The organism is Methylotenera sp., from assembly GCF_030653755.1.
In the GTDB taxonomy this organism is placed as follows: Bacteria; Pseudomonadota; Gammaproteobacteria; order Burkholderiales; family Methylophilaceae; genus Methylotenera.
Genome location: NZ_JAURYU010000011.1, coordinates 43391 through 67499 on the forward strand (window position 1 = coordinate 43391; position 24109 = coordinate 67499).

Here is a 24109-nt window from a genome sequence, read left to right on the forward strand (position 1 = left end):
GTTACGCAATTTATTTTTTTAATAAGAATATGAAAAAACTCTTAATTCTAGATGGTTTGTCTGAATTGTCACTGGCGAAAGATTTTTATCAAGGTAGCGTGCTTGCCCATATTGATGCGGAGTATTGTGATTTAGCATCACTTCCAAAAAAGAGATTTTATTTTTTATTTAAGTTTATCAATAAATTAAAAAGTACATTTTCTGGTTCGCGTAAAAGTGATTTTGTGAAGCTATCCAAGACCGATCCACATGCTATTGAAAAAGTCATCACGGCCAGTATACCTACACATATTCTTGTATTTCGTTATGCTTATAAATTCATCAAGCCAGATGTATTGAAAAAGCTTGCAAAAGCTTCAAATTGCAAGATTTATCTTTATGATACGGATAGTTGCAATTTATTTCCTAATCAAAATGAATTTATTTATTTCATAGAAAATGAACTGGTTATTTATGATGAAATATTTTCTTTTTCCAAGGTGGCAACAGACTTTTTTATAAAAACGAGGAACCTACCCGCGACTTACTTTCCCTACGGCAGCAACCCAATCACAAAAGCAAATACTGCAGCTAAGACCATTGATGTTTTATTTGTAGGAAGGTCGAGTTTTAGGCGTATTTTCCTGCTCGAATATATTAAAGATAAAGTTTCTATCTATGGCAATCGCTGGAATAAGAGCTATCCTGTTATTTCATCAGACCTTAAAGGCCAAGTTGTCAATAAGACAGTATGGGGTAATGAATTGACTGACTTGATGTTTCAGTCAAAGATAGTCTTGAATATCACTAACAGCAACTTTTATTGTGTAGAGACAGGTTTAAATCTCAGAATATTTGAAGTGCTTGCCGCTGGTGGTTTTTTGCTTACTGACCATTATGAAGAGATTTCAGATCTTTTTGAAATTGGTAAAGAGATAGAAACCTACTCATCTGGCAAAGAGCTCAAAGAAAAAGTAGAGTATTATCTAGCTCACGAAGAGGAAAGGGAGAGGATTGCGGCAGCTGGCAAGAAAAAGTTTTATGAGCTTTATACCTGGGAGCGGCGCGTAAAAAACTTCGCAGAAAAGGTTAGTTGATCTGCTAAATTGAATCCACCAATCTTAATATAAACTTTTAGCGGACATGTGCGCCTATTGTTCTTAATTCTGACTTAAAGAAAATTTAGATGAAAATTAATAAATTGGTAATTGCTGTAACGTTTTATTATGTAGAAGATCGGTTAAAGTATTTATCAGCCATATCAAAAGAGTTTGCTAGCTTGGCAAATGAGGTTGAAGTCTTTGTTCTCACAAACACTGACGAAAATATACTTCAGGACAAGATTATGGCAGTACTTGATACAAAACTAAAAGCAAAAATTCTAGTTCCACAACTTTTAGGGCATCCTTATTTATTAACTTGGTGTCATTTTAGTGTCTTTAGAGAAAAGTTTGAACAAAATGAGAGTATTAGTCATTTTATGTATCTTGAAGATGACTTACTGATTCGATCAAGCAATATAGCTTATTGGCTAAAGGCAAGAGAAGATTTAAGGCCGTACGGATTGATTCCTTCATTCCTAAGATTTGAATTGAAAACAGGTGAAACTGAGCCATATAGCTCTGATGTGATTAGAAAAGCTCCATTCAACCAACTTCCGAAAGTGAAAATCTCAGATAATTATTATTATATAAATCTGCCCAAGCCTTATCAGGGAATGTACTTAATGGATCGTGAACTTTTGAAAGAGCATTTGTTTGGACCTTCATCAAATCCAGATTTTGGAATTTGGAATATTAGAGAAAAAGCAGCACAAGGACTAACTTTTTCAAAGGTTCCAAAAGGATATTTTTCAAGGAACCTCATAGGTTACGATAATAATAAAAGGCAGATAGATACGAATGCTTTGATACACCACACCCCTAATAACTATGCGGATAACCCAGATACTGAATTTGGTAATATGCCAGTAAACTCAGTGGTGGATAGATCTCTAACAGGCTATTTACGTGGTCTAGTAAGCTCTAAAAAACTACGCAAGCAACGCTATTAGTATAGTTTGTGATGATAAAAGTAATTTAAAGATTAACCTAAGGCGGCTCAATTTAACTTTAGTATGAGTCACTATATCTATATGAATTAGAAGGGATGTAATTGACTGTTTTTTTCAAGACAGCTTAATTACTTTGGGAGTCTATATGAAAAAGAAAATATTGGTAACTGGGGGAGCTGGTTTTGTTGGTAGTCATCTGTGTGAGAAGTTAGGAAAAAATGATAGTTATGAGGTTTATAGCTTAGATAATTATTTCACAGGTAATAAAAACAACCATGTACCTAATGTAACTTACATCGAGGGTAATACAACTGATATAGCTTCTTTAATTACTTTTTCACCTGATATGGTTTATCACTTAGGTGAGTACTCAAGAGTTGAACAAAGTTTTGATGATGTTGATAAAGTATGGAAATTTAACATAGATGGAACTTTTGCAGTTTTAGAGTTCGTGAGAAAAGTAGGCTGCAAAATACTCTATGCTGGAAGTAGCACAAAATTTGGTGATTCAGGGTTGGGAGTCAATTCAAGTCCATATGCCTGGACGAAAGCATCAAATACTGAGCTCGTGATGAATTATGGTCTTTGGTATAACGTACCGTATGCCATTACATATTTCTATAATGTGTATGGCTCTAGGGAAATTCGAACGGGTAAATATGCGACTATTATAGCTATTTTTAAAGAGAGCATGAAAAATGATAGACCGCTAACAGTTGTAAGTCCAGGGAGCCAACAAAGAAACTTTACACATATTGACGATATCGTCGATGGCTTGGTGTTGGTTGGTGAAAATGGCTTTGGGGATGGTTTTGGTATAGGTAGCCCTGAATCTTTTAGCGTGGTTGATATAGCGAATATGTTTGGCGGGAATATAGAAATGCTGCCTGAGCGAAAGGGTAATCGTATGATGGCAAATCTATTTACTGAAAAAACACAAGCTTTAGGATGGAGACCAATGAAAAATGTTAAAGAATATATTTTAGAGTCAAAGATAGATAATTGGATTTAAGTAAGAGGGCTATCTGGAGTACAGCGAGATGATCTTGTCATCAAAGCCAGTCCAGCGCGTTTGATGTTTGTGAATGAGTTGTGGCTCGAAGCTGCCTTCACGGTCACGAGGGACTTCAATCGACAGTTCAACAAACTCACCCTTAAAGTTTTGCTACTTTTGCCGTTACGGGCATTGCCAGCTGCATTGGTGACATTGAGCCATATTGAGTTAATTCTTTCGATATATCACAATAGACTTCTTTTCTTTGGATTGGCTAAAACGTTTTATTTCTGAGTATTCTGGCAGCTGTTCAGCAATAAGCACTTCTTGCTCTGGGCGCTTTTTAGAGTGGCTAATCATCAAAATGTCATAGTTTTTGATAGATCCATTTTCGATTGCACTTTTAATCGCTGGCCAGTTAAATTCAGCATTGCGAGAATATGGCTCGTTCAAATAGTAGCGCACACGAGTTTCATCATAAAAGACTGGTTTGTTGTCTTTGTTATATGTTTTAATCCATGCTGCAGCATCCTGCATATAGTTGTAACCCTCTGCCTTAGGCAGGATGTTTTTAACGATACTTAGCGTCATGAATACAATCAATGCAACCGCCAACCATTGCTTTCTTTGACTATTCTCGGATTTACCTGTGCTGCGCATGAGTATGGTGGCGAATTGAAATGCTGCAAAAATCATCAAAATAAACGCCAAGCCAACCACATATCGACTCGACAACACAAACACTTTGGTAATAATGAGTGCCATATTCATCAGGCTGATAAGTGCGATGGCAGTGAGCACTTGGAATGATTTTGATTCTATCAGGGCTGATCTATTTTTAACGGTAAAAACCGCCATGATGAAGTTGATCAGCCCAGTAGTTGAGATGGCTTTGACGATCATGACGTAGATAAACGTCAGTAATAACCCCTGTACCGCAAATTCTTCTAGATATTTTCCAAGCACATCGTTTGACATGATTGCCGCATGAGAAAACAGTTGGCGTGTCAGTTCCTCATACAGGTTTAGTGTGAAAACCTCTTGCAAGCGACCTAGATTTTTCATGGAAAAATCACCATGTAATGCTAAGAATAATATCAATGCGAGTGCTAAAAAGAGATTGAGTGAATGGCTCATCAAAAAGTAACGAATACGCGTTTTTAAATCTGCATTCATACATACCAGCACTAGCGTAGGTAGTAGTACCAGATAAGTGATGGCTTCTATTCTAAATAGGGTAGCGATGATTGCACTGACCTGCCAAAGTAAGGCGTCTTTAAGTTTAAAACCTTGATAAAAGCGGATAAAAAATACAATTGAAGTGAGGTAGAAAGCCCAAAAACCTTCATCACGCATGAGCATTTCTAGTACATCGCCTACAATATATTGCGAGCTGAATAATATTAATGCACCAGCTACCATTGTTAGTTGTTTGCCACCTGCCAAGCGGATAATTTGGATAAAGCTAAACGCTGTTAAGCCAAAAAATAGCACGTTTAATACTTGAGCCGATGCCTGAATACCAAGGAAAGTAATCTTGTGCACTGTGGCAATTAAAATTGGGTAAAGTGGCCAGTTCCACACTTGTAGTGCCTCTTTCCACTGACCAACGGCGATCAATTTTGCAGACTCAAAATACAGTATGCTATCTGGGTTGATCCAGCCGTGTTGAATATACTGCATTTGTGCCGCTAGTAACATTGCTAGCAAAATAATGACCGCGTGTAGTGTATTAATCGGGCTTTGTTCTATTTTTTTAATCAAAGAATTCATAGGGTTAAATTAATATATGTAAAAGAGTAAGCGTGCGCTAACTAAATATTGATGTGAGTGTAAATTTTGGCTGGCGTGATTTGTTTTAAACAATTTAAATGCCCTAATGGGCACTCACGTTTGAAACATGGACTACACTCCAAACCAAGATACTCAACCACTGCATTGGGGTGCATTGGTGGCGTATGATGCGGGTCTGACGAGCCATAGATCGCAATCAGGTGTTTGTCTAAGGCTGCAGCCACGTGCATCAGGCCTGAGTCATTGCTGATGATAGTGTCGCACATTGCCATCAGGTCAATTGCCTCACCAAGTTTGGTTTTTCCGCCAAAATCAGCACAGCGGTTTTGTGTTTTTTGATTGATGGCAGCGGTAACAGGAATGTCTTTTTCAGAACCAAATAGCCAAACTTGCCAGCCTTGATCTAAGGCTTTATTTGCGACCTCAGAAAAGTGCTCAATCGGCCAGCGTTTTGCTTCACCATATTCTGCCCCTGGACATAAGCCTAGTATCTTGCTTGTTGGCTCAAGCATACCCATTTTATTTAGCACAGATAATGCATTGTTTTTATCATGCATCAGGGTGGGAATTGGTATTTCAATAGCTAAGGTTTGATGTTTTTCTAAACCTAAACTGACGAATCGCTCGACTGTTTTCTTTAGTTTGGTTTTATCCAGTGGCCGAATATCATTAATCAGGCCATAACGCATTTCACCTAAATAGCTCGTCCGCTGTTTAATATTGGCAGCCCAAGGGAGTAAAGCAGACTTCAGCGAGTTTGTTAAAATAATCGCTTGCGTGTAGCCTTGATTTTTAAGTGATTTTCCAAATTTGATTCTATCAAAAAAGGCGAGTTCGCCATGTTTAAATGGCAGTGGAATCTTGCCAGAAACTTCTGGCATGCGTTCTAGCAATGGCAGTGTCCAAGCAGGAGCTGCAACATCGATAATACAATCTGGCTGATTACTTTTTAGTACTTTAAAAAGGCTTTGCGCCATTACCATGTCACCCACCCAAGCGGGGCCAAGCACTAGAATTTTGTTGGTTGTATTTGTCATTAATGCTTTAGTGTGGTTGCGGCTGGTTTTGTATTTGCATGGTTGAATACTAACTATTCATTTTTTTTATGATGTTGCTGGTACTGCGGCCTGCCACTAAGTCAATTAACGCAATTTCACCACCCCAAGATTCAACCTCTTTTCCACCTACGACTTGGTCGGCCGTGTAGTCACTTCCTTTGGCGATCACATCTGGCTTAACCGCATTGATTAAACTAAGTGGCGTATCTTCATCAAATAGAATCACAGCATCGACAGACTCTAATGCCGCAAGTACGCGTGCGCGGTCATTTTCATGCACTACTGGGCGCGTTGGTCCTTTAAGCGCGCTCACTGATCTATCGGTATTTAACCCTAAAATCAGTTTATCCCCACGTTTCTTCGCGGCCTCTAAATAGGTAACATGGCCTGCGTGTAACAAATCAAAACAGCCATTGGTAAATACGATTTTTTGATTCGCTTTTTTCCAAGTGTCTACTTTTTGCATGAGGTGAGCTAGATCACTCACTTTATGCGCCTGTTCTGACGATTGCTCACTGGCTAAAGCTTCAATTAAGTCATCGCGGCTAATGGGCACTGTGCCTACTTTACCCACCACAACGCCAGCCGCAATGTTGGCAAGTTGCAATGCTTCCAATGGGCTGAGTTTGTGCATTAGGCCTGCCGCAAGGGTAGCAATGACAGTATCACCTGCACCAGAAACATCAAACACTTGTTTAGCTGTGGCTGGTAATAAGTGGCTGGTATCATCAATCAATGAAATACCTTCTTCGCCACGTGTGACTACTAAAAACGCTAGGTCTAACGTATTTTTGAGGGTTGTTGCTTTATCAATTAAGTTGGCATTATGGATAGAAACTGCACAAGCCTCTGCGGTTTCTTTTTTGTTCGGCGTCAGTGCTGTAGCGCCTTTGTATTTGCTGTAATCATGCCCTTTAGGGTCAACCAGTGTGGTAATGCCTTGTGCATTACACATTTCAATAATTTTCTGACAAACCTCAGTGCTCAGTAAACCCTTTGCATAGTCAGACAAAATAACAACCGCGGGTTTAAGTGCAATCTCTTCAGCAATCGCGTGTAATAATTGCGTATTTTCATGTGTGCCAAATGTGGTGCTGTCTTCCTGATCTAATCTCATCATTTGTTGATGTCCGCCTAAAATGCGGGTTTTGGCGACAGTTGGGCGCTGATTTGAACGAATTACATGATTGATATTAATTTTGTTATCAATCATTAAATTTAGCAGAAGGTTGGCTTCATTATCTGTGCCAACACAGCCAATAATATGGGTTTTGATGCCAAGTAGGGATAAATTGGCAGCCACATTCGCGGCACCACCAGCTCTATCCTGTTGAGACTTGATTAATACGACTGGAACAGGTGCTTCTGGAGAAATACGGTTTACTTCTCCCATTAAGTAACGATCTAGCATCACATCGCCAATGACTAGCGCATGCTGATTGAGATTGCCGAATTGTTTAACAGTATCGAGAAGTGTTTGTTGGGTCATGGTGGATGAGATTATACATCTATCAATGTTATATTCGTTTTTGTCATTGCTACCAAAGCAGGCGTTTGGTGTCTTTTAAGTACATAGGGATTTCAATCTAGGTTGTAATCCCTATGTTAAGTATTTTATTCAGACTCTAAAATCTCACAAAGTGAATGCCCAACAAAGATATGTGCTTCTTGAATGCGCGCCGTTACGCTGGATGGGATGACTATATTGTAAGTGCATAGGTTATTCAATTTGCCGCCAGTGCCACCAGTTAAGCCAACTGTGGTTGCACCAATTGTGTTTGCAGCTTCAATAGCACTCACAACATTTGCGCTGTTGCCACTGGTGGTAAGTCCAATCACTAAGTCCTCTGGGCGGCAGAGTGCTTCTACTTGCCGTGCAAAAATGTAGTCGTAGCCGTAATCGTTGCCAACCGAGGTGAGAATCGATGTGTCAGTTGTTAGTGCGATTGCAGGCATGCCTTTACGTTCTTTTTTAAACCGACCGACAATTTCAGCGGCAATATGTTGGCTATCGGCTGCGCTACCACCGTTCCCCATGAGTAAGATTTTTCCACCATTTTTAATGGTGTTCTGCATGGCGATGCCTACATCGCTGATCAGCGGGAAAAGTGGTTCTAAGGCATTAAACATCGCCATATGGGCGGCGTGTTCGCCTTTGAGGTAGTCAACGTACTTTTTTGGTATGCTCATTAGCAGTATTTATCCTCTTGCGTTAAGTAATTTTGCACGTAATCACGTACGCCATCTTCTAGGCTGTGAAAAGGTTGCGTGTAGCCAGCTTTTGCAAGCTTGCTCATCGTCGCCTCAGTAAAGTATTGGTACTTGCCTTGTAAGTCTAGCGGCATGTCTACAAAGGTAATATGTGGCTCGCGATTCATGCTTTGCATCACATTGGTTGCTAAATCTTTAAAGCTACGTGCTTTACCTGTGCCAATGTTGTAAATACCGTTTGGTGCTGATTTATCAGATAGCGCAGATTGAAGGAAGAAGTTAACAACGGCAGCGGCATCTTTGACATAAACAAAATCACGCATTTGCATGCCGTCTTCAATGCCAGCTTTTGTGCCCTTAAACAGTTTCATGGTACCAGTTTCGCTGAACTGATTGAACGTGTGGAATGCTACGCTGGCCATACGTTCTTTATGGTATTCATTTGGGCCATACACGTTAAAGAATTTAAACCCTGCCCAATTGGGAGGTGTTGGTAACTTTTTACTTACTTGGCGTAATGCCCACTGGTCAAAAAAGTGTTTTGAGTAGCCATAGCCATTTAGTGGGCGAAGATTATCTATGCTTGCATCGTCATAACCCAAATTACCATCACCATAAGTGGCAGCCGAGCTTGCATAGAAGAATGGCACTTGATGATTTGCACACCAAGTCCATAGGTTTTGTGAGTATTGAATATTGGTTTCAACCAGCTTATTAAAGTCGCGCTCAGTGGTGGCGCTAATAGCTCCCATATGAATCACGGCTTCAATATCTGTGCGGCCTTTATTGTCTTCGCCTTGTAGCCAAGACATGAGCTGATCTTTATCTAAGTAATGCGCGTACTGGCGATGTGCAAGGTTTTGCCATTGCTCTTCATGCGTGATGTGGTCAACAATCACTAAATCATCGCGTTTTAATTGGGTGTTTAGATGCCATGCGATGATAGAGCCTATCATGCCAGCGCCGCCAGTAATTACTATCATGGATTAATACCTAATTCATTATTACACTGCAAAAAATTAAGCAGCATTTTTGAAATTATAAAGCATTCAGTATAGCGCTTATTGATTATTGGCTAAACTTTCTGCCCTTAATTTTGTTAGTTCAGCGTCTTTTTTAGCCATATTGATATCCCAATCAGTGCTTACCCAGCCTTGCAGGTTCTCTAAGGCAATGGTTGTCATGGCATGTATCCAAGCATCATTCTCATTAAGTGCTTGAATGTAATGATATTCGCCACCACCACTGCTCTGGAATATGTGTTTACCTTCCATGGCAATTTCTTCTAGCGTTTCTAGGCAATCGCTAGAAAAGCCAGGGCAGATGACATCAATGCGCTTAAGTTTGGCTTTGCCTAACGATTCCAACATGCTTGCTAAATAGGGTTTTAACCACTCTTGCTTACCAAAACGTGATTGAAATGCAATTGCGTATTCATCTTTATTTAGTTCGAGTGCCTCTGCTAGTAATCGCGCAGTTTTATGGCATTCGCAGTGGTACATATCGCCTTTGAGCAGATGGAATTTTGGTACACCATGAAAGCTCATAATGAGTTTGTTTGGCTTGCCATTGATGCGCCAATGCTCACGCACGCTTTGTGCTAATGCTTCAATATAGGCAGGATGGTCGTGATAATGCTTAATGCTGCGAATCGCTGGCACATTGCGTGTTTTGAGCAGCGTGCGCCAAACGGCATCTAATGCACTTGCTGTGCTGCTCGCAGCGTATTGTGGGTAGAGTGGAAACACTAAAATGCGGTCGCAGTGTTGTGCTTTTAGCTTTTCAATGGCACTTGCCATTGATGGATTGCCGTAGCTCATGCCTAACTCTACGGTGAACGGGGAGTTGATTTTTTGCGCCAGAAACCCACGAAGTAACAGTGTTTGTTTTTTTGCATGCACCATTAAGGGAGAACCTTCGCTAGTCCAAACACTGGCATATTTCTCAGCAGATTTTTTTGGGCGAATCACTAAGATAATGCCGTTTAAAATGAGCCACCAAATCGCGCGCGGAATTTCTACAATGCGCCTATCGCTTAAAAATTGACGTAAATAAGGCCGTAATGCTTTTGCTGTCGGTGCTTCTGGTGTGCCTAAATTCGCAAGCAAAATGCCTACTTTGAGCTGGTCTCCATGGTCGTACTTTGGTTCTGGGTTGTAATATGACATGTTATCAATCTATTTATAATGGATTTAGTATCAACTTCTTAAGTAGAGGCTGTTTTGATTTTTTTACTGAGAAGATAGTGCATTTGACAATAATTTTGCAGTGACATCTACAATTGGAATCACTCGCTCATAAGCCATACGCGTAGGGCCAATCACGCCTAAAGTGCCTACGACTTGCCCATCTGCTTCGTAGGGTGCGGTAATCATGCTGCACTCGTCCAGAGGCAAGTAACCACTTTCGCCACCGATAAAGATTTGTATGCCTTCCGCACGTTGGCTATTGTCCAATAGTTGCATCAGGCTGGTACGCCGTTCAAAAATCTCAAACAGTTTGCGCAAGCTTGTGACATTGGTAGATAGGTCATCCACTTGCAATAAATTGCGTTCACCTGCAATTACCACGCTATCGTCATCTGTTTTCTTGCTACTTGCTTCGAGTGCGGCTGTCATGAGTTGGTTCATGTCATTTTGCATTTGCTTAAGTTCAGCATGTAGCTTTTGTTGAACTTCCTCAAACGTATGGCCAGAAAAGTGTGCGTTAAAATAATTACCTGCCTGTGTTAGTTCGCTGGCGCTAAAGGGTTTTTCAGTCAAGATGATACGGTTTTGTACATTGCCGTCACTGGTCACAATAATGACTAATATTCTTTTCTCTGACAGTGTTAAAAATTCCAGATGTTTAAATGCAACGCGCTTACGTTTTGGGGTCATCACTACACCTGCAAACTGAGTCAGTTGCGATAACATATCTGCTGCATTCGCAATCAGTTCACTAGGGTTGGGTGATGATAGGCCAGTTTTAAGTTGCTGTACGATCTGAACGTCTAGTGGCTTTACTGTGAGTAGTGAATCTACAAATAAGCGGTAACCTTTTTGTGTGGGGATGCGGCCTGCCGAGGTGTGAGGGCTGGCAATAAATCCAAGTTGCTCCAAATCGCTCATTACGTTACGGATGGTTGCAGGGCTGACATCTAGGCCTGAGTGTTGCAATAGGGTGCGCGAGCCGATAGGTTGACCATCACTAATGTAATGTTCAACTAAAGTTTTAAGTAAAATTTGAGAGCGTTTATCCACACCTCAAATTATCAAGTAGTTGGCTTAATTAGGCAATCTTATTAAATTGTTCAGCTTGGTTTCTTTTTGGTTTATTTTTTAACAAGGTGTGTTTGTAAACCTAATGTGTATGAAAGCTATACTTACTTGTTTCAGTATGTAAGTGAGTAGATTGCATTCACTATGAATTTTTATAAAATATATTTGCAATAAATTCATGATTTAATGCGTTTATTGCAAATATATTTTGTATCTAGCTTTGCTAAGATTTACTGACTATGTTTTAATTCTGCCGTGCAGACAAACTTTAAAAAAATAGCGCTTATTGGCAAATATATGAACGTATCAGCTTTAAAGTTGATGCAAAATGATTTGGCTGATTTAGCACGGCATTTATCCGCTAAAAATCTCGAAGTATGTATTGAGGAAAATACGGCACATCATGCTCAGCTTGCTGAGTATAAAGTCGTGACCTTAGACGAAATTGGTAAAACTGCCGATCTTGCTATTGTGATGGGCGGAGATGGCACCATGCTCAGCGTGGCGCGCAGCCTGATAGATACAGATGTTCCATTGGTGGGGATCAATCGTGGGCGTTTTGGTTTCTTAACCGATTTGCGTGCAGAAGACATGCTTGTTGAAATTGACCGCATGCTTGCTGGTGATTTCATTAAAGAGCCACGTATGTTGCTATCTACTGACGTGGTGAGAGATGGACAGATTGTTTATAGTAGCCATGCCCTAAATGATGTGGTGATTAAAAGTGGCTTGCGTTTGATTGAACTTGAAATTGAAATAGACAATAAGTTTGTGTATAAACAACGCAGTGATGGCTTAATCATCAGTACGCCAACGGGCGCCACCGCCTACGCACTGTCTGCAGGCGGGCCGATTTTACATCCTAATTTAGAAGCAATCTCATTGGTGCCAATTTGTCCACATACACTCAGTAATCGTCCAATCGCGGTGAATAGCGCTAGCAATATTGTGGTGACTATTGTGCAGTTTGATGAAGCGCAACTCAGTTTTGATGGGCAATTTCAGGTGGGCTTAGAAATTGGCGATAAAATTATAGTGCGGCGTGCTGAAAAAACAATTTCATTATTGCACCCAATAGAATACTGTTATTTTGATATGCTCAGAAATAAGCTCAACTGGGGCTAATGTCGCGGTGTAGTCGTCAAAGTATTTGAGTCACAGATTTGTTAGTTACGTTTTCCTCTGGTAATGATTCCGTATTTACATGATATGCAGGCAATACTGATTCTATATTATTCGTATTAATAATGTTCAATATTGCTTAACGCCTTGTCATTTCGATATGGCAATAAAAATGGATTAATTGAATTATGCTACAAACGCTTTCAATTCGCGATTTTGTCATTGTTGACAAGCTGGATCTGGATTTTCAATCTGGGTTTACTGTGCTGACGGGTGAAACTGGTGCGGGTAAATCTATTTTAATTGATGCACTATCACTCGCGTTGGGAGCGCGTGGCGAGGGTGGGGTTACTCGCGTTGGCTGTGACAAAGCTGAGATTAGTGCAAGTTTTTCTTTACAAGACAACGATGAAGCTTCAACTTGGCTGGCAGGGCAGGAAATTGCTCACGACGAACCTGAGCTGCTACTCAGGCGTGTTATATATGCCGATGGACGCTCGCGCGCGTTTATTAACGGTATTTCAGCGACTATGCAGCAACTTAAAGAGTTGGGCGAGTTTTTGGTCGATATCTACAGCCAGAATGCACACCACTCTTTACTCAAACCTGCAACACAGCGTCAAATTTTAGATGAGTTTGGCGGCTTGCTTGATGTGGCTAAAAATGTTGCTGAGCATTATAAGCTTTGGCTTCGTCTGCATATGGCGCGCCTAGCGTTGGAAAAAAATGCAGAAGCCTATGCAGATGAGTTAGCTTTGCTGAGAGATAACGTACGTGAGTTGACGGCGTTAGCATTTAATGTAGAAGAGTGGGAAGCGCTACAGCAAGAGCATGTGCTTCTTTCAAATGGCGCTAGCTTAATTACTAGCGGGGAGTCTTGTGTAGAGCTGCTGAGTGAAGGTGAATTGTCGGCGTTAAATTTATTAGCGCAGGTACAACATCATCTGCAAAGTATGCAAACTTACGATACAAGTCTGGCTGAGGTGTCTGAGTCACTTGATTCTGGGGTGATTCAACTGCAAGAGGCTAGTCGATCTTTAAATCGATATATTCAGCGTATGGAATTAGATCCAGCTCGTTTGAGTGAAGTCGATGCGAGAATTCAATCGGTTCATTCTGCGGCACGTAAATATCGGTCACGTGTAGAAGATTTGCCAGCATTGCTCGAAAGTTGGCAGGCTAGAGTGGCTGAATTATCAAGTTTTACAGATGATGGCGCACTTGCCGAGCAGGAGGCTGCAGCATTTGATGCGTATAAAAAGTTAGCCGAACATTTGAGTGAGGGTAGAAAAAATGCCGCATTAATCTTGCATCAAAAAATTACGGCTGAAATGCAACGCTTATCCTTGAGCGGAGGGCAGTTCTTGGTAGAGTTGGCGCCAATTGAGTCGAGTGTTAATGGTTTAGAGCAGGTCGAATTTTTAGTAGCTGGTCATGCTGGTGTTGCACCAAGGTCCTTAAGTAAGGTGGCTTCTGGCGGGGAGTTATCTCGCATCAGTTTAGCAATTCGAGTGGTAACTGCGCAGCAGGGAAGTGTGCCCACCATGATTTTTGATGAGGTTGATGTTGGTATCGGTGGTGGAGTGGCAGAAGTCGTTGGTAATTTGCTTAAGCAATTGGGTGAACAACGTCAAGCATTAGTGATTACTCACTTGCCGCAAGTGGCCTCGCTTGGCAAGCACCATTTACGCGTAAGCAAATCACAAGTCAATGGTCAAACCTTAAGTACTATTGCTGCATTGGATGCGGCTGACCGTATAGAAGAAATTGCACGTATGTTAGGTGGGATTGAAATTACCGAAACAACCAGAGAACATGCAAAAGAAATGCTGTTAAGGTAAATAGTTACTCTGATTGAGATTGCTTAGCTGTTTACTCTTTGTTTTCGCAGGGTTGTTTAGCACATACGCCATAAATAGTAAGCGAGTGATCCTGCATGGTGAACCCTAGTTTAGCCGCAGCACTTTCTTGTCTTTTTTCAATCTCAGGGTCGTAAAATTCCTCAACGCGACCGCATTTTATGCAGACGATATGGTCATGATGACCACCGCTATTGAGTTCAAACACGGCTTTCCCACTCTCAAAGTGGTGTCTAACTAATAATCCAGCTTGTTCAAACTGCGTGAGTACACGATATACCGTTGCTAAGCCGACATCTTCACCAGAGTTAATCATGATTTTGTAGATATCTTCAGCAGATAAATGTCGGTCTTTACTATTTTCAAATAGGTTCAAGACCTTGAGCCGCGGCAAGGTGGCTTTTAATCCCGCATTTTTTAAATCTTTTTGATCTTGCATAATTTATAATGTTCACAATTAATAGGTGGATGTTTTGGCTTAACGCGCTACGTGGTATATTAACGCCAATTCAAATTAAAGTCATGATATGCGTTATTTTTCTATTTTACGTTATCTAGTTGTATTACTTGCACTACTTTGCTCTGCATGCGGTACCGCTGTGCCAAGTATTAAGCCATATAAGCTAGATGTCCAGCAAGGCAATGTGGTGACATCCAAGATGTTATTACAGTTGCGACCAGGTATGACAAAGTCTCAAGTCCGTTTTATTATGGGGACGCCGCTTATTCAGGATAGCTTTCATGGTAATCGTTGGGACTACGTATACCAAATGCGTGAAGCAGGCAAGGTGACAGAGCAGCGTCGCGTGATTCTTGATTTTGAAAATGATTTATTAAAAACTGTGCGCGGCGATGTTATTCCAGCAGGTAGCTCAGCGCCAGATAGAGCCGAAGGGCAGGTTAATACTGGTACGCGCGTGGTTGAGCCTTATAAAAAGCCTGAAGAAAAAAGCTTGATGAATAAGCTGAAATTTTGGGATAAAGATGATGCTGCAAAAGCTGAGATCACTACCGAAAAGGACATGGTGAAAAAAGAATCCGATGCGGTTGTTAAGGTTGATGGAGTGTCAGCGGTGATTGCTTCAGATGCGGATGCGTCTAAATCTATGCTTGCAGTTCCTTTAGATGTGCCAATAACACCAGTTGCTGAAGCTGTTGTAACAGATGCAGTTATTGCACCAACAGAAGCAGTTGCAGAGGTGGGTCAAACAGTAACGCCTATAACAAGTGAGTCAGTGGTTTCGAGTGATATTAAAGACGCTGTGGCAGAGGTTGTATTGCCAGTTGTTGCCTCACCAATTACTGATGTGTCTGGTAATTCGCCATTTTATGAGTCTCCATCTGGCATGGTATTTGATCGTCAGTTGCGGTCATTACCTGAAGAGCTAGAACCAGAAACTGTTGCTGAAATTCCTTCAACGCGGGTAGGCAATAAAACGATGCCAACGCCAAAAGGTTTGCCGCCAGAAAATGAGCCTAGCTTTTTTGACCGCATGTTGGAAAAGATTGGTTTTTAATCTTTTTTGAAAGTAATTTGTAGAGATTGATAGGTTTTTGATATGGTTAAACCATTAAAAGTTGTGATTGCTGGCTGTTCTGGACGTATGGGGCATGCTTTGTTAGAAGGCGTATTTGCCGATGGTGAACTGGTGTTACATGCTGCTTTAGATCGTGCTGATAATCCTCAGCTTGGTAGGGATGCTGGTGAGCAGTTTGGTCGGGCGTCAGGCATCAAAGTCATCTCTGATATTGATTTTGCACTAAAAGATGCTGATGTGCTGGTTGACTTTACAAGACCTGAGGCAAGTATGGCTTATTTGGCGGCATGTCAGAAGCATCAGGTGAAAATGATCATTGGTACCACGGGATTTTCTGTTGAAGAAAAACAGGCTATCGAGGCTGCTTCAAAGAATATTGCCATTGTGTTTGCGCCAAATATGAGTGTCGGTGTGACATTGCTGATTAACCTTGTGGAACAAGCAGCTAGAGTGTTAAATCAAGGCTATGATATTGAAGTTGTGGAAATGCATCACCGTCATAAAGTGGATGCACCCTCAGGCACAGCTTTGCGCTTAGGTGAGGCAGCAGCGTATGGATTGGGCCAAGACCTAAAAGACTGTGCAGTTTATGCGCGTGAAGGCGTGACAGGGGAACGTGAGGCTGGAAAAATTGGCTTTGCTACCTTGCGCGGCGGTGATGTGGTGGGTGATCATACAGTGGTGCTTGCTGGTATTGGTGAGCGTGTAGAGCTTACCCATAAAGCGAGCAGTCGAGCCACTTTTGCATTAGGTGCCTTGCGTGCCGCTAAGTATTTAGCTGATAAAACATCTGGCTTGTATGATATGCGAGATGTGTTAGGTTTGCGCTAGTCTCTGCTGAGATGTCTCGAGCTAATCGTTACCTCTATATTGTTTTACTCAGCATACTAAGTGCTGTGTTTGCGTGGTCTGCGATTCATCCTGCCGATAGATTAACATGGGTGCTGGAAGTGGCGCCCGTGGTAATTGTCTTGCCTATTCTTGTTTTTACTTATCGGACCTTTGTATTCACCCCGTTGGTTTATGTGCTCATATTAATTCATGCACTGATCTTGTTGGTTGGCGGGCATTACACTTACGCCGAAGTGCCATTATTTAATTGGTTGCGTGATACTTATGAGTGGTCTCGTAATTATTACGATAGGGTTGGTCATTTTGCACAAGGTTTTGTGCCTGCCATGGTAGCTCGCGAAATCTTATTAAGAAAATCTCCTTTAGTGCCAGGTCGATGGTTATTCTTTATTGTGAGCTGTATCTGCCTAAGTATTAGTGCATTCTATGAGTTGATTGAATGGTGGGTGGCAGCCTATGAGGGCGGTGCTGCGGATGCCTTTCTAGGCACACAAGGTGATGTGTGGGATACGCAGTGGGACATGTTGGTGGCATTGGTGGGAGCGCTCACTGCGCAAGCGTTTTTAGCGAAACTTCATGATCAGCTGATGATGAATGTGTCACGTTGACATTGATTAGTCGGATTTTTTTCGCTATAATTCGTTAATTCTGAAACGGGAAGAGTATATACAAGCTCCTCCCGTTTTGCACATCTGCCATCTGTTCATGATGGACTAAAGATTAGAAGTTTTTAATGTCGTAAATTTTAATTATCGTAAAACCGAGGAGTCATTGTGTCACAAAACCTGCCCGCCATACTTGTACTAGCAGATGGAACCGTGTTTCGTGGCATGTCAATCGGAGCTTCTGGGCATGCTGTAGCTGAAGTTGTGTTTAATACTTCGATGACAGGCTACCAAGAAATATTGACAGACCCATCTTATACCAAACAAATTGTTACGTTGACTTATCCGCACATCGGAAACTATGGTGTTAATAGTGAAGACGTCGAGTCTGGCAAAGTTTACGCCAGTGGTTTGGTGATTAGGGATTTACCGTTAACACATAGTAACTTTAGAAATACGCAATCTTTATCTGAATACTTAGTCGCTAACAATGTGGTGGCGATTGCTGATATCGATACGCGTAAATTGACAAGAATCTTACGTGAAAAAGGCGCGCAAACAGGCGTAATCATTGCTGGTGAAGCAGATGAGGCAACAGCACTTTCACTGGCCACACACGCAATCGCAGGTTTCCCAGGCTTGGCTGGGTTGGATTTAGCTAAGGTAGTGAGCTGTGATAAGGCTTATCAATTTACTGAGGGTGAGTGGGCGCTTGGTCAAGGCTTTACTAAAACAACTGAAGAGCAGTTCCATGTAGTTGCATTTGATTACGGTGTTAAACGTAATATTTTACGTATGCTGGTTTCACGTGGTTGTAAAGTAACGGTGTTGCCTGCGCAAGCAACTGCTGAAGAGGCCTTGGCGCTTAACCCTGATGGTGTGTTTTTATCAAACGGTCCTGGTGATCCCGAGCCCTGTGATTATGCAATCTCTGCGATTAAAACAATTGTAGATAAAGGTATCCCTACTTTTGGTATCTGTTTAGGGCATCAATTGTTAGCGCTTGCTTCTGGTGCTAAGACGCTTAAAATGAAATTCGGCCATCACGGTGCAAACCATCCAGTGCAGGATGTTGAAACCAAGCGTGTATATATTACCAGCCAAAACCATGGTTTTGCAGCGGATGTTGCTACTTTGCCAGCAAATGTCAAAGTGACGCATGTGTCGTTGTTTGATGGAAGCTTGCAAGGGATCGCACGTACCGACAAGCCTGCATTCAGTTTTCAAGGTCACCCAGAGGCGAGCCCTGGTCCAACTGAGATGAGTTATCTGTTTGATAAGTTTATCGACTTAATGCGGGCGCAGTAACTGAGGTTTATCTAGCCGTTTACTGTAATGGGAGATGGTTTGGATAAAAAGCATCACGCAAATTCGCGTGTTTAGATGCAAGATAATTTGTTAAAAAGTAAATCTAATGGCAAAACGTACAGACATAAAATCAATTCTTATCATCGGTGCTGGCCCAATTGTAATTGGTCAGGCTTGTGAGTTCGACTACTCAGGGGCGCAGGCATGTAAGGCGCTGCGTGAAGAGGGTTATCGTGTTATTTTAGTCAACTCTAATCCTGCTACGATTATGACCGACCCTGAAATGGCCGATGCTACCTATATCGAGCCAGTGACCTGGCAAGTGGTTGAAAAGATTATAGAAAAAGAGCGTCCAGATGCCCTCTTACCTACCATGGGTGGTCAAACCGCGTTGAACTGTGCTTTAGATTTAGATAAGCATGGTGTGCTGGCTAAATATAATGTAGAGCTCATTGGTGCTTCAAAAGAGGCGATTGATAAAGCTGAGGAACGTCAGAAGTTTAAAGAAGCCATGACCAAAATTGGCTTAGGTTCTGCGCGCTCTTCAATAGCTCACAGCATGGAAGAAGCTTTGCAAGTGCAAGCTAGCATAGGCTACCCTGCGATTATTCGCCCATCGTTCACGATGGGTGGTAGCGGCGGCGGTATTGCTTACAACCGTGAAGAGTTCATTACTATTTGCGAACGTGGTTTAGATGCGTCACCAACTAATGAATTGTTGATTGAAGAGTCTCTACTCGGTTGGAAAGAGTATGAGATGGAAGTGGTGCGTGACTCTGCTGATAACTGCATCATTATCTGTTCAATTGAAAATCTGGACCCGATGGGTGTGCATACTGGCGACTCAATTACAGTAGCGCCAGCACAAACCCTGACAGATAAAGAATATCAGATTATGCGTAACGCTTCGTTGGCGGTATTACGTGAAATCGGCGTTGATACTGGTGGTTCCAACGTTCAGTTTGCGATCAACCCAGATGATGGCCGTATGATTGTAATTGAGATGAACCCGCGCGTGTCTCGTTCATCAGCACTTGCTTCAAAAGCGACAGGTTTCCCTATTGCTAAAGTTGCAGCTAAATTGGCTGTAGGCTTTACATTGGATGAGCTACGTAATGAAATTACAGGTGGCGCAACACCAGCGTCATTTGAGCCAAGTATTGATTACGTTGTGACCAAAATTCCTAGATTTGCGTTTGAGAAATTCCCACAGGCTGACTCTCGCCTAACAACGCAGATGAAGTCAGTGGGTGAAGTGATGGCCATCGGCCGCACATTCCAAGAATCATTTCAAAAAGCATTGCGTGGTCTTGAGGTTGGCGTAGATGGTTTAGATGAAAAAACAACAGATTTAGATACCATCACCAAAGAAATTGGTGTGCCAGGCCCTGAGCGTATTTGGTACGTAGGCGATGCATTTAGAATGGGCTTGAGTGTTGATGAAGTATTTAATATTTCAAAAATAGACCCATGGTTCTTGGTGCAGTTAAAAGACATTGTTGACCGTGAGCAAGCACTAAAAGGTAAGCATATTGCGGATCTAGATAAAGCCGCTTTATTACAACTGAAGCGCAGAGGCTTTTCTGATAGGCGTTTAGCTAAATTATTAGATACTGATCAGCATGCTGTGCGTGCTTATCGCCAAGCATTGAGTGTGCGCCCTGTATACAAACGCGTAGATACCTGCGCGGCAGAGTTTGCAACGAATACTGCTTATATGTACTCTACTTATGAAGAAGAGTGCGAGTCTAAGCCTACTGATAAAAAGAAAATCATGGTGTTAGGTGGTGGTCCGAACCGTATTGGCCAAGGGATTGAGTTTGACTACTGCTGTGTACATGCAGCATTTGCAATGCGTGAAGATGGTTACGAAACCATTATGGTGAATTGCAACCCTGAGACTGTATCCACCGATTTTGATACTTCAGATCGTTTGTACTTTGAGCCTGTAACGTTAGAAGATGTGTTAGAAATCGTTGCGCTGGAAAAGCCAGTGGGTGTGATTGTGCAATACGGTGGACAAACGCCGTTGAAATTAGCGCGTGATTTAGAAAAAGCGGGTGTGCCAATTATCGGTACCACGCCTGATGCAATTGATAAAGCTGAAGACCGTGAACGTTTCCAGAAAATGTTGCAGGAATTAGGTTTAAAACAACCACCAAACCGTACAGCCAGAACGCCAGAAGAGGCGATTCGTCTAGCAATGGAAATTGGCTATCCGTTAGTGGTGCGTCCAAGTTATGTGTTGGGCGGCCGTGCGATGGAAATCGTACAAGAGCAAAGTCAACTTGAGCGCTATATGCGTGAGGCCGTTAAAGTTTCTAATGAGTCTCCAGTGCTGCTCGATCGCTTCTTAAATGACGCGCTTGAAGTCGATGTGGATGCATTGTCTGATGGTCAAGAGGTCATTATTGGCGGCATTATGGAGCACGTTGAACAAGCGGGTGTTCACTCTGGCGACTCAGCATGTTCATTGCCACCTTATAGCTTATCGGCTAAGTTACAAGATGAGCTTCGTGTGCAAACTAAACAAATGGCAAAAGCGCTGGGTGTAATTGGGTTGATGAACGTACAATTTGCGATTCAGGGTGAGACTGTTTATGTGCTAGAAGTGAACCCGAGAGCGTCGCGGACTGTCCCATTTGTATCTAAAGCTTGTGGTTTGCAGTTGGCTAAAGTTGCCGCACGTTGTATGGCGGGTCAAACACTTGCATCACAAAATGTGACGCGAGAAATTATTCCTCCATTCTATTCAGTTAAAGAAGCGGTATTCCCATTTATTAAGTTCCCTGGCGTAGATACGATTCTAGGTCCTGAAATGAAATCAACGGGTGAAGTAATGGGTGTAGGTAGTACTTTTGCTGAAGCTTTCTTGAAGTCACAGCTTGGTGCTTCAACCAAGTTACCTGAAGGTGGTCGCGCATTTATTAGTGTGCGCAAAGAAGACTATCTAAAAGTAGTTGAAATTGGACAGCAGCTTAATCAATTAGGTTTTGAATTGGTGGCTACAAAAGGTACAGCGTCAGCATTAATCGAGCATGGTTTGAAAGTGCAAGCTGTTAATAAAGTTGCAGAAGGTCGCCCACACATTGTTGATATGATTAAAAATGGTGATATTAGTTTTATCGTGAACGTGACAGAAGATAAGCGTGCTGTTGCAGACTCTTATGAAATTCGGCGTACTGCATTGCAAAATAAAGTGACTTATTACACGACGATAGCTGGTGCAAAAGCCGCATGTATTGGTATGGCGCATATGCAAGAGCTACAAGTCGAGTCATTGCAAAACTTGCATAAACTGCTAAGCTAAAATAAACTTAAGCTAATTAATATATAATCAATTTTACTTATGAAACCACGCTCGTGTGAGTGTGGTTTCTTTTTTATTCGAGGGTGTAGTATGGCATTGAGTCAATTTCCAGTAACCATTCGCGGTGCAGAATTATTAAAAGAGGAATTACAACGTTTACGCAGCGTTGATCGTCCTAATATTATTCAGGCAATTGCTGAAGCGCGTGCGCAGGGTGATTTGTCTGAAAATGCAGAATACGAATCAGCAAAAGAGCGTCAAAGCTTTATTGAGGGGCGCATTGCTGAGTTAGAGGCCAAGCTATCTAACTTGCAAATAATTGACCCACAAACATTGAATGCGGAAGGTCGCGTAGTGTTTGGTGCAACAGTCAATATTGAAGACTTAGATTCAGGCGATAATAAAACTTATCAAATTGTTGGTGAAGATGAAGCCGATATTAAGAATGGTAAGATTTCTGTGAGCTCCCCGATTGCACGTGGTTTAATTGGTAAATCCGCTGGAGATATTGCCGAAGTTTCAGCACCAGGTGGCGTTAAAGAGTATGAAGTGCTTGATGTGCTGTATATTTAAATAAGGTGACGACGGTGGCTTATCGACTATCATTAATTTTAATTGCCTTGTGGGCTGGTGCTTTGTGGAGTACCGGCATGAGTGCATATGTGCTTTTTGATAGTCTTCAAGATAAGCAATTGGCGGGAAGTCTTGCGGGTAAATTATTCAACGTTGTGACCTACATTGGTTTTGTCAGTGCTTTTTATTTACTGATTCATCGATTAGTGCAATTCGGTACTTCAGCACTTAAACAGTCGTTCTTTTGGGCTGTTTTTGTGATGTTGCTATTGGTATTAGCTGGTCATTTTGGTATTCAGCCAATTTTAGAGGGTTTGAAGTCTCAAGCCTTTCCCGCAGATGTGATGCAGAGTGTATTTGCGGACAGGTTTAGAAACTGGCATGGTGTTGCCAGTTTAGCGTATGTATTTGAATGCGTGCTTGCAGTGGTGATGGTGCTAAAAGCACGCTAGCAGTTAAGCGTTAACTATTTTAAACAAGTCGGCCTGCTTTTTTGAAAACAGGCCGAGTGTTTTAAAGTTTAGGAATTACTACTTTAGCACTTTCTTTAATAGTGCTGCTTGCACGGTAAAATACTAGTTGCTTTCCAATGTGATGCACTGCAATAGCGTTTGTGAGTTTGCAGACCTCATCAAACATAGCTTTGCGAGCCACACGGTCATCTCCAGCTACTTGCACTTTAATGAGTTCATGAGCGTTTAAGTTAAGTTCGATTTCTTTAACAACATTTTCCGTTAAACCATTATTGCCTATCATGACAACAGGGTTTAAGCTATGAGCAAGGCCTCGTAGGTGTGCGATTTGTTTGGTACTTAGTTTCATATTTTTTAACAGAATTAATTAGTTAACTATTTTAACACGAAGCAATGTTTATTTGATGGCAAAGTATCAACGATGAAACCTACACGTACCAGTAAAGCTTGGATGCAAGAGCATCTAAACGACCCTTATGTAAAGCTTGCGCAAAAAGATGGATATCGCGCGCGCGCTGCATATAAGCTGATGGAGATTGATGATAAAGATAAATTAATCAGGCCAGGCATGACTATTGTGGACTTGGGTTCTGCACCTGGTAGCTGGTCGCAAGTCGTGGTACAGCGTTTAAAAGGGCAGGGGAAAGTGATAGCTCTTGATATATTGGACATGAGCCCAATAGGCGGTGTAACCTTTTTGCAAGGTGACTTTCGTGAAGAATCTGTTCTTAGATTATTAGAACAAACATTAAATAATGTGAAAGTAGACCTTGTAATTGCTGATATGGCCCCCAATATCAGTGGAGTAAAAGATGTAGATCAGGCGGGCGCTGCTTATTTAACAGAGTTGGCGCTCGACTTTAGTCAGGAATGGTTGAAACCAAGTGGAAACTTTTTGGTCAAGGTATTTATAGGTGCAGGTTTTGAAGAGATTTTGCAAAATATGCGTCAAATGTTTGATAAAGTAGTGACTCGTAAGCCAAAGGCATCACGTGATAGAAGCAGTGAAGTTTATTTGCTAGGAATAGGTCGTAAACCTTAAAAAATTGGGTTAAACTGCTTTTATAAGACCTGAAATACTTAAGAAATTTAAGCGTAGTAGTTGTTGATAAAAGGATAA

At 41.6% G+C, this 24109-nt stretch carries 22 protein-coding genes and 1 pseudogene; 13 read left to right on the forward strand and 10 right to left on the reverse strand.

Annotation, left to right across the window (positions count from 1 at the left end; translation table 11 throughout):
- Window positions 1-29 precede the first annotated feature (29 nt).
- The 3 genes from Q7U33_RS01905 to Q7U33_RS01915 all read left to right on the forward strand — a co-directional run bounded on the left by Q7U33_RS01905 (window position 30) and on the right by Q7U33_RS01915 (window position 3044).
- Entirely contained in the window at window positions 30-1076 is a 1047-nt protein-coding gene (locus Q7U33_RS01905; protein WP_304857878.1) for a glycosyltransferase, read from the forward strand.
- Between the two features lie 89 nt (window positions 1077-1165).
- A complete protein-coding gene (locus tag Q7U33_RS01910) occupies window positions 1166-2032 on the forward strand; it encodes a hypothetical protein (protein WP_304857880.1) in 867 nt (288 codons plus the stop codon).
- Between the two features lie 145 nt (window positions 2033-2177).
- Window positions 2178-3044 carry an NAD-dependent epimerase/dehydratase family protein gene (locus tag Q7U33_RS01915; RefSeq protein ID WP_304857882.1) on the forward strand — a complete coding sequence of 289 codons (867 nt, stop codon included), beginning with the start codon at window positions 2178-2180 and terminating at the stop codon, window positions 3042-3044.
- Window positions 3045-3056: 12 nt separating this feature from the next.
- Here the strand turns inward: Q7U33_RS01915 and Q7U33_RS01920 are convergent.
- From Q7U33_RS01920 to hrcA, 8 genes and pseudogenes are all read right to left on the reverse strand, one after another.
- Window positions 3057-3238: pseudogene (locus tag Q7U33_RS01920) on the reverse strand (transposase); the annotation flags it as partial.
- Between the two features lie 16 nt (window positions 3239-3254).
- Window positions 3255-4790 (reverse strand): hypothetical protein, encoded by a 1536-nt coding sequence (locus Q7U33_RS01925; RefSeq protein ID WP_304857884.1) that lies wholly within the window; start codon window positions 4788-4790, stop codon window positions 3255-3257.
- A 50-nt stretch (window positions 4791-4840) separates the two neighbouring features.
- Complete coding sequence (gene waaF, locus Q7U33_RS01930; RefSeq protein ID WP_304857885.1) at window positions 4841-5857, reverse strand: lipopolysaccharide heptosyltransferase II; 1017 nt, start codon at window positions 5855-5857, stop codon at window positions 4841-4843.
- A gap of 49 nt (window positions 5858-5906) precedes the next feature.
- Window positions 5907-7367: a D-glycero-beta-D-manno-heptose-7-phosphate kinase gene (gene rfaE1, locus Q7U33_RS01935; protein WP_304857887.1), complete on the reverse strand. Its 1461-nt coding sequence runs from the start codon at window positions 7365-7367 to the stop codon at window positions 5907-5909.
- Window positions 7368-7492: 125 nt separating this feature from the next.
- On the reverse strand, window positions 7493-8068 hold the full coding sequence (locus Q7U33_RS01940) for an SIS domain-containing protein (protein ID WP_304857888.1): 576 nt from the start codon (window positions 8066-8068) through the stop codon (window positions 7493-7495).
- A complete protein-coding gene (rfaD, locus tag Q7U33_RS01945) occupies window positions 8068-9072 on the reverse strand; it encodes an ADP-glyceromanno-heptose 6-epimerase (RefSeq protein ID WP_304857890.1) in 1005 nt (334 codons plus the stop codon). Before rfaD ends, Q7U33_RS01940 begins: the two co-directional genes overlap by 1 nt.
- 78 nt (window positions 9073-9150) lie before the next feature.
- Entirely contained in the window at window positions 9151-10257 is a 1107-nt protein-coding gene (gene hemH / locus Q7U33_RS01950) for a ferrochelatase (protein ID WP_304857891.1), read from the reverse strand.
- Window positions 10258-10320: 63 nt separating this feature from the next.
- Window positions 10321-11331, reverse strand: coding sequence for a heat-inducible transcriptional repressor HrcA (gene hrcA / locus Q7U33_RS01955; RefSeq protein WP_304857893.1), 1011 nt, complete (start codon window positions 11329-11331; stop codon window positions 10321-10323).
- A 273-nt stretch (window positions 11332-11604) separates the two neighbouring features.
- Between hrcA and Q7U33_RS01960 the strand changes: the two genes are divergently transcribed.
- Both Q7U33_RS01960 and recN read left to right on the forward strand, forming a co-directional pair.
- Complete coding sequence (locus Q7U33_RS01960) at window positions 11605-12474, forward strand: NAD kinase (RefSeq protein ID WP_304857895.1); 870 nt, start codon at window positions 11605-11607, stop codon at window positions 12472-12474.
- Between the two features lie 185 nt (window positions 12475-12659).
- Entirely contained in the window at window positions 12660-14312 is a 1653-nt protein-coding gene (gene recN, locus Q7U33_RS01965; protein ID WP_304857898.1) for a DNA repair protein RecN, read from the forward strand.
- A 31-nt stretch (window positions 14313-14343) separates the two neighbouring features.
- On the opposite strand, the gene fur is transcribed toward recN, so the two are convergent.
- On the reverse strand, window positions 14344-14769 hold the full coding sequence (gene fur, locus Q7U33_RS01970; protein ID WP_304857899.1) for a ferric iron uptake transcriptional regulator: 426 nt from the start codon (window positions 14767-14769) through the stop codon (window positions 14344-14346).
- 88 nt (window positions 14770-14857) lie between these two features.
- Between fur and Q7U33_RS01975 the strand changes: the two genes are divergently transcribed.
- The 7 genes from Q7U33_RS01975 to Q7U33_RS02005 all read left to right on the forward strand — a co-directional run bounded on the left by Q7U33_RS01975 (window position 14858) and on the right by Q7U33_RS02005 (window position 22968).
- Entirely contained in the window at window positions 14858-15847 is a 990-nt protein-coding gene (locus Q7U33_RS01975; protein WP_304857901.1) for an outer membrane protein assembly factor BamE, read from the forward strand.
- 42 nt (window positions 15848-15889) lie between these two features.
- Complete coding sequence (dapB, locus tag Q7U33_RS01980) at window positions 15890-16699, forward strand: 4-hydroxy-tetrahydrodipicolinate reductase (RefSeq protein WP_304857902.1); 810 nt, start codon at window positions 15890-15892, stop codon at window positions 16697-16699.
- Window positions 16700-16710: 11 nt separating this feature from the next.
- The gene (locus tag Q7U33_RS01985; protein ID WP_304857904.1) at window positions 16711-17328 is read left to right on the forward strand and encodes a DUF2238 domain-containing protein; all 618 of its coding nucleotides are present in this window, start codon (window positions 16711-16713) and stop codon (window positions 17326-17328) included.
- Window positions 17329-17493: 165 nt separating this feature from the next.
- A complete protein-coding gene (gene carA, locus Q7U33_RS01990) occupies window positions 17494-18633 on the forward strand; it encodes a glutamine-hydrolyzing carbamoyl-phosphate synthase small subunit (RefSeq protein ID WP_304857906.1) in 1140 nt (379 codons plus the stop codon).
- A gap of 106 nt (window positions 18634-18739) precedes the next feature.
- Window positions 18740-21943 carry a carbamoyl-phosphate synthase large subunit gene (carB, locus tag Q7U33_RS01995; RefSeq protein WP_304857909.1) on the forward strand — a complete coding sequence of 1068 codons (3204 nt, stop codon included), beginning with the start codon at window positions 18740-18742 and terminating at the stop codon, window positions 21941-21943.
- A gap of 90 nt (window positions 21944-22033) precedes the next feature.
- On the forward strand, window positions 22034-22516 hold the full coding sequence (gene greA, locus Q7U33_RS02000; RefSeq protein ID WP_304857911.1) for a transcription elongation factor GreA: 483 nt from the start codon (window positions 22034-22036) through the stop codon (window positions 22514-22516).
- Between the two features lie 14 nt (window positions 22517-22530).
- Window positions 22531-22968 (forward strand): DUF4149 domain-containing protein, encoded by a 438-nt coding sequence (locus Q7U33_RS02005; protein WP_304857913.1) that lies wholly within the window; start codon window positions 22531-22533, stop codon window positions 22966-22968.
- A gap of 61 nt (window positions 22969-23029) precedes the next feature.
- Here the strand turns inward: Q7U33_RS02005 and yhbY are convergent, their stop codons facing one another.
- Window positions 23030-23338, reverse strand: a complete 309-nt coding sequence (gene yhbY / locus Q7U33_RS02010) for a ribosome assembly RNA-binding protein YhbY (protein ID WP_304857915.1) — start codon at window positions 23336-23338, stop codon at window positions 23030-23032.
- 72 nt (window positions 23339-23410) lie between these two features.
- On the opposite strand from yhbY, the gene rlmE reads away from it, so the two are divergent.
- Window positions 23411-24031: a 23S rRNA (uridine(2552)-2'-O)-methyltransferase RlmE gene (gene rlmE, locus Q7U33_RS02015; protein ID WP_304857917.1), complete on the forward strand. Its 621-nt coding sequence runs from the start codon at window positions 23411-23413 to the stop codon at window positions 24029-24031.
- Window positions 24032-24109 lie beyond the last annotated feature (78 nt).

Excerpts from the sequence above, each read along its gene's own strand:
- Q7U33_RS01905 (WP_304857878.1), top strand. The coding sequence starts at position 30 with ATGAAAAAACTCTTAATTCTAGATGGTTTGTCTGAATTGTCACTGGCG.
- Q7U33_RS01910 (WP_304857880.1), top strand. The coding sequence starts at position 1,166 with ATGAAAATTAATAAATTGGTAATTGCTGTAACGTTTTATTATGTAGAA.
- Q7U33_RS01915 (WP_304857882.1), top strand. The coding sequence starts at position 2,178 with ATGAAAAAGAAAATATTGGTAACTGGGGGAGCTGGTTTTGTTGGTAGT.
- waaF (WP_304857885.1), bottom strand. The coding sequence starts at position 5,857 with ATGACAAATACAACCAACAAAATTCTAGTGCTTGGCCCCGCTTGGGTG.
- rfaE1 (WP_304857887.1), bottom strand. The coding sequence starts at position 7,367 with ATGACCCAACAAACACTTCTCGATACTGTTAAACAATTCGGCAATCTC.
- Q7U33_RS01940 (WP_304857888.1), bottom strand. The coding sequence starts at position 8,068 with ATGAGCATACCAAAAAAGTACGTTGACTACCTCAAAGGCGAACACGCC.
- rfaD (WP_304857890.1), bottom strand. The coding sequence starts at position 9,072 with ATGATAGTAATTACTGGCGGCGCTGGCATGATAGGCTCTATCATCGCA.
- hemH (WP_304857891.1), bottom strand. The coding sequence starts at position 10,257 with ATGTCATATTACAACCCAGAACCAAAGTACGACCATGGAGACCAGCTC.
- recN (WP_304857898.1), top strand. The coding sequence starts at position 12,660 with ATGCTACAAACGCTTTCAATTCGCGATTTTGTCATTGTTGACAAGCTG.
- fur (WP_304857899.1), bottom strand. The coding sequence starts at position 14,769 with ATGCAAGATCAAAAAGATTTAAAAAATGCGGGATTAAAAGCCACCTTG.
- Q7U33_RS01975 (WP_304857901.1), top strand. The coding sequence starts at position 14,858 with ATGCGTTATTTTTCTATTTTACGTTATCTAGTTGTATTACTTGCACTA.
- dapB (WP_304857902.1), top strand. The coding sequence starts at position 15,890 with ATGGTTAAACCATTAAAAGTTGTGATTGCTGGCTGTTCTGGACGTATG.
- Q7U33_RS01985 (WP_304857904.1), top strand. The coding sequence starts at position 16,711 with ATGTCTCGAGCTAATCGTTACCTCTATATTGTTTTACTCAGCATACTA.
- carB (WP_304857909.1), top strand. The coding sequence starts at position 18,740 with ATGGCAAAACGTACAGACATAAAATCAATTCTTATCATCGGTGCTGGC.
- greA (WP_304857911.1), top strand. The coding sequence starts at position 22,034 with ATGGCATTGAGTCAATTTCCAGTAACCATTCGCGGTGCAGAATTATTA.
- yhbY (WP_304857915.1), bottom strand. The coding sequence starts at position 23,338 with ATGAAACTAAGTACCAAACAAATCGCACACCTACGAGGCCTTGCTCAT.
- rlmE (WP_304857917.1), top strand. The coding sequence starts at position 23,411 with ATGAAACCTACACGTACCAGTAAAGCTTGGATGCAAGAGCATCTAAAC.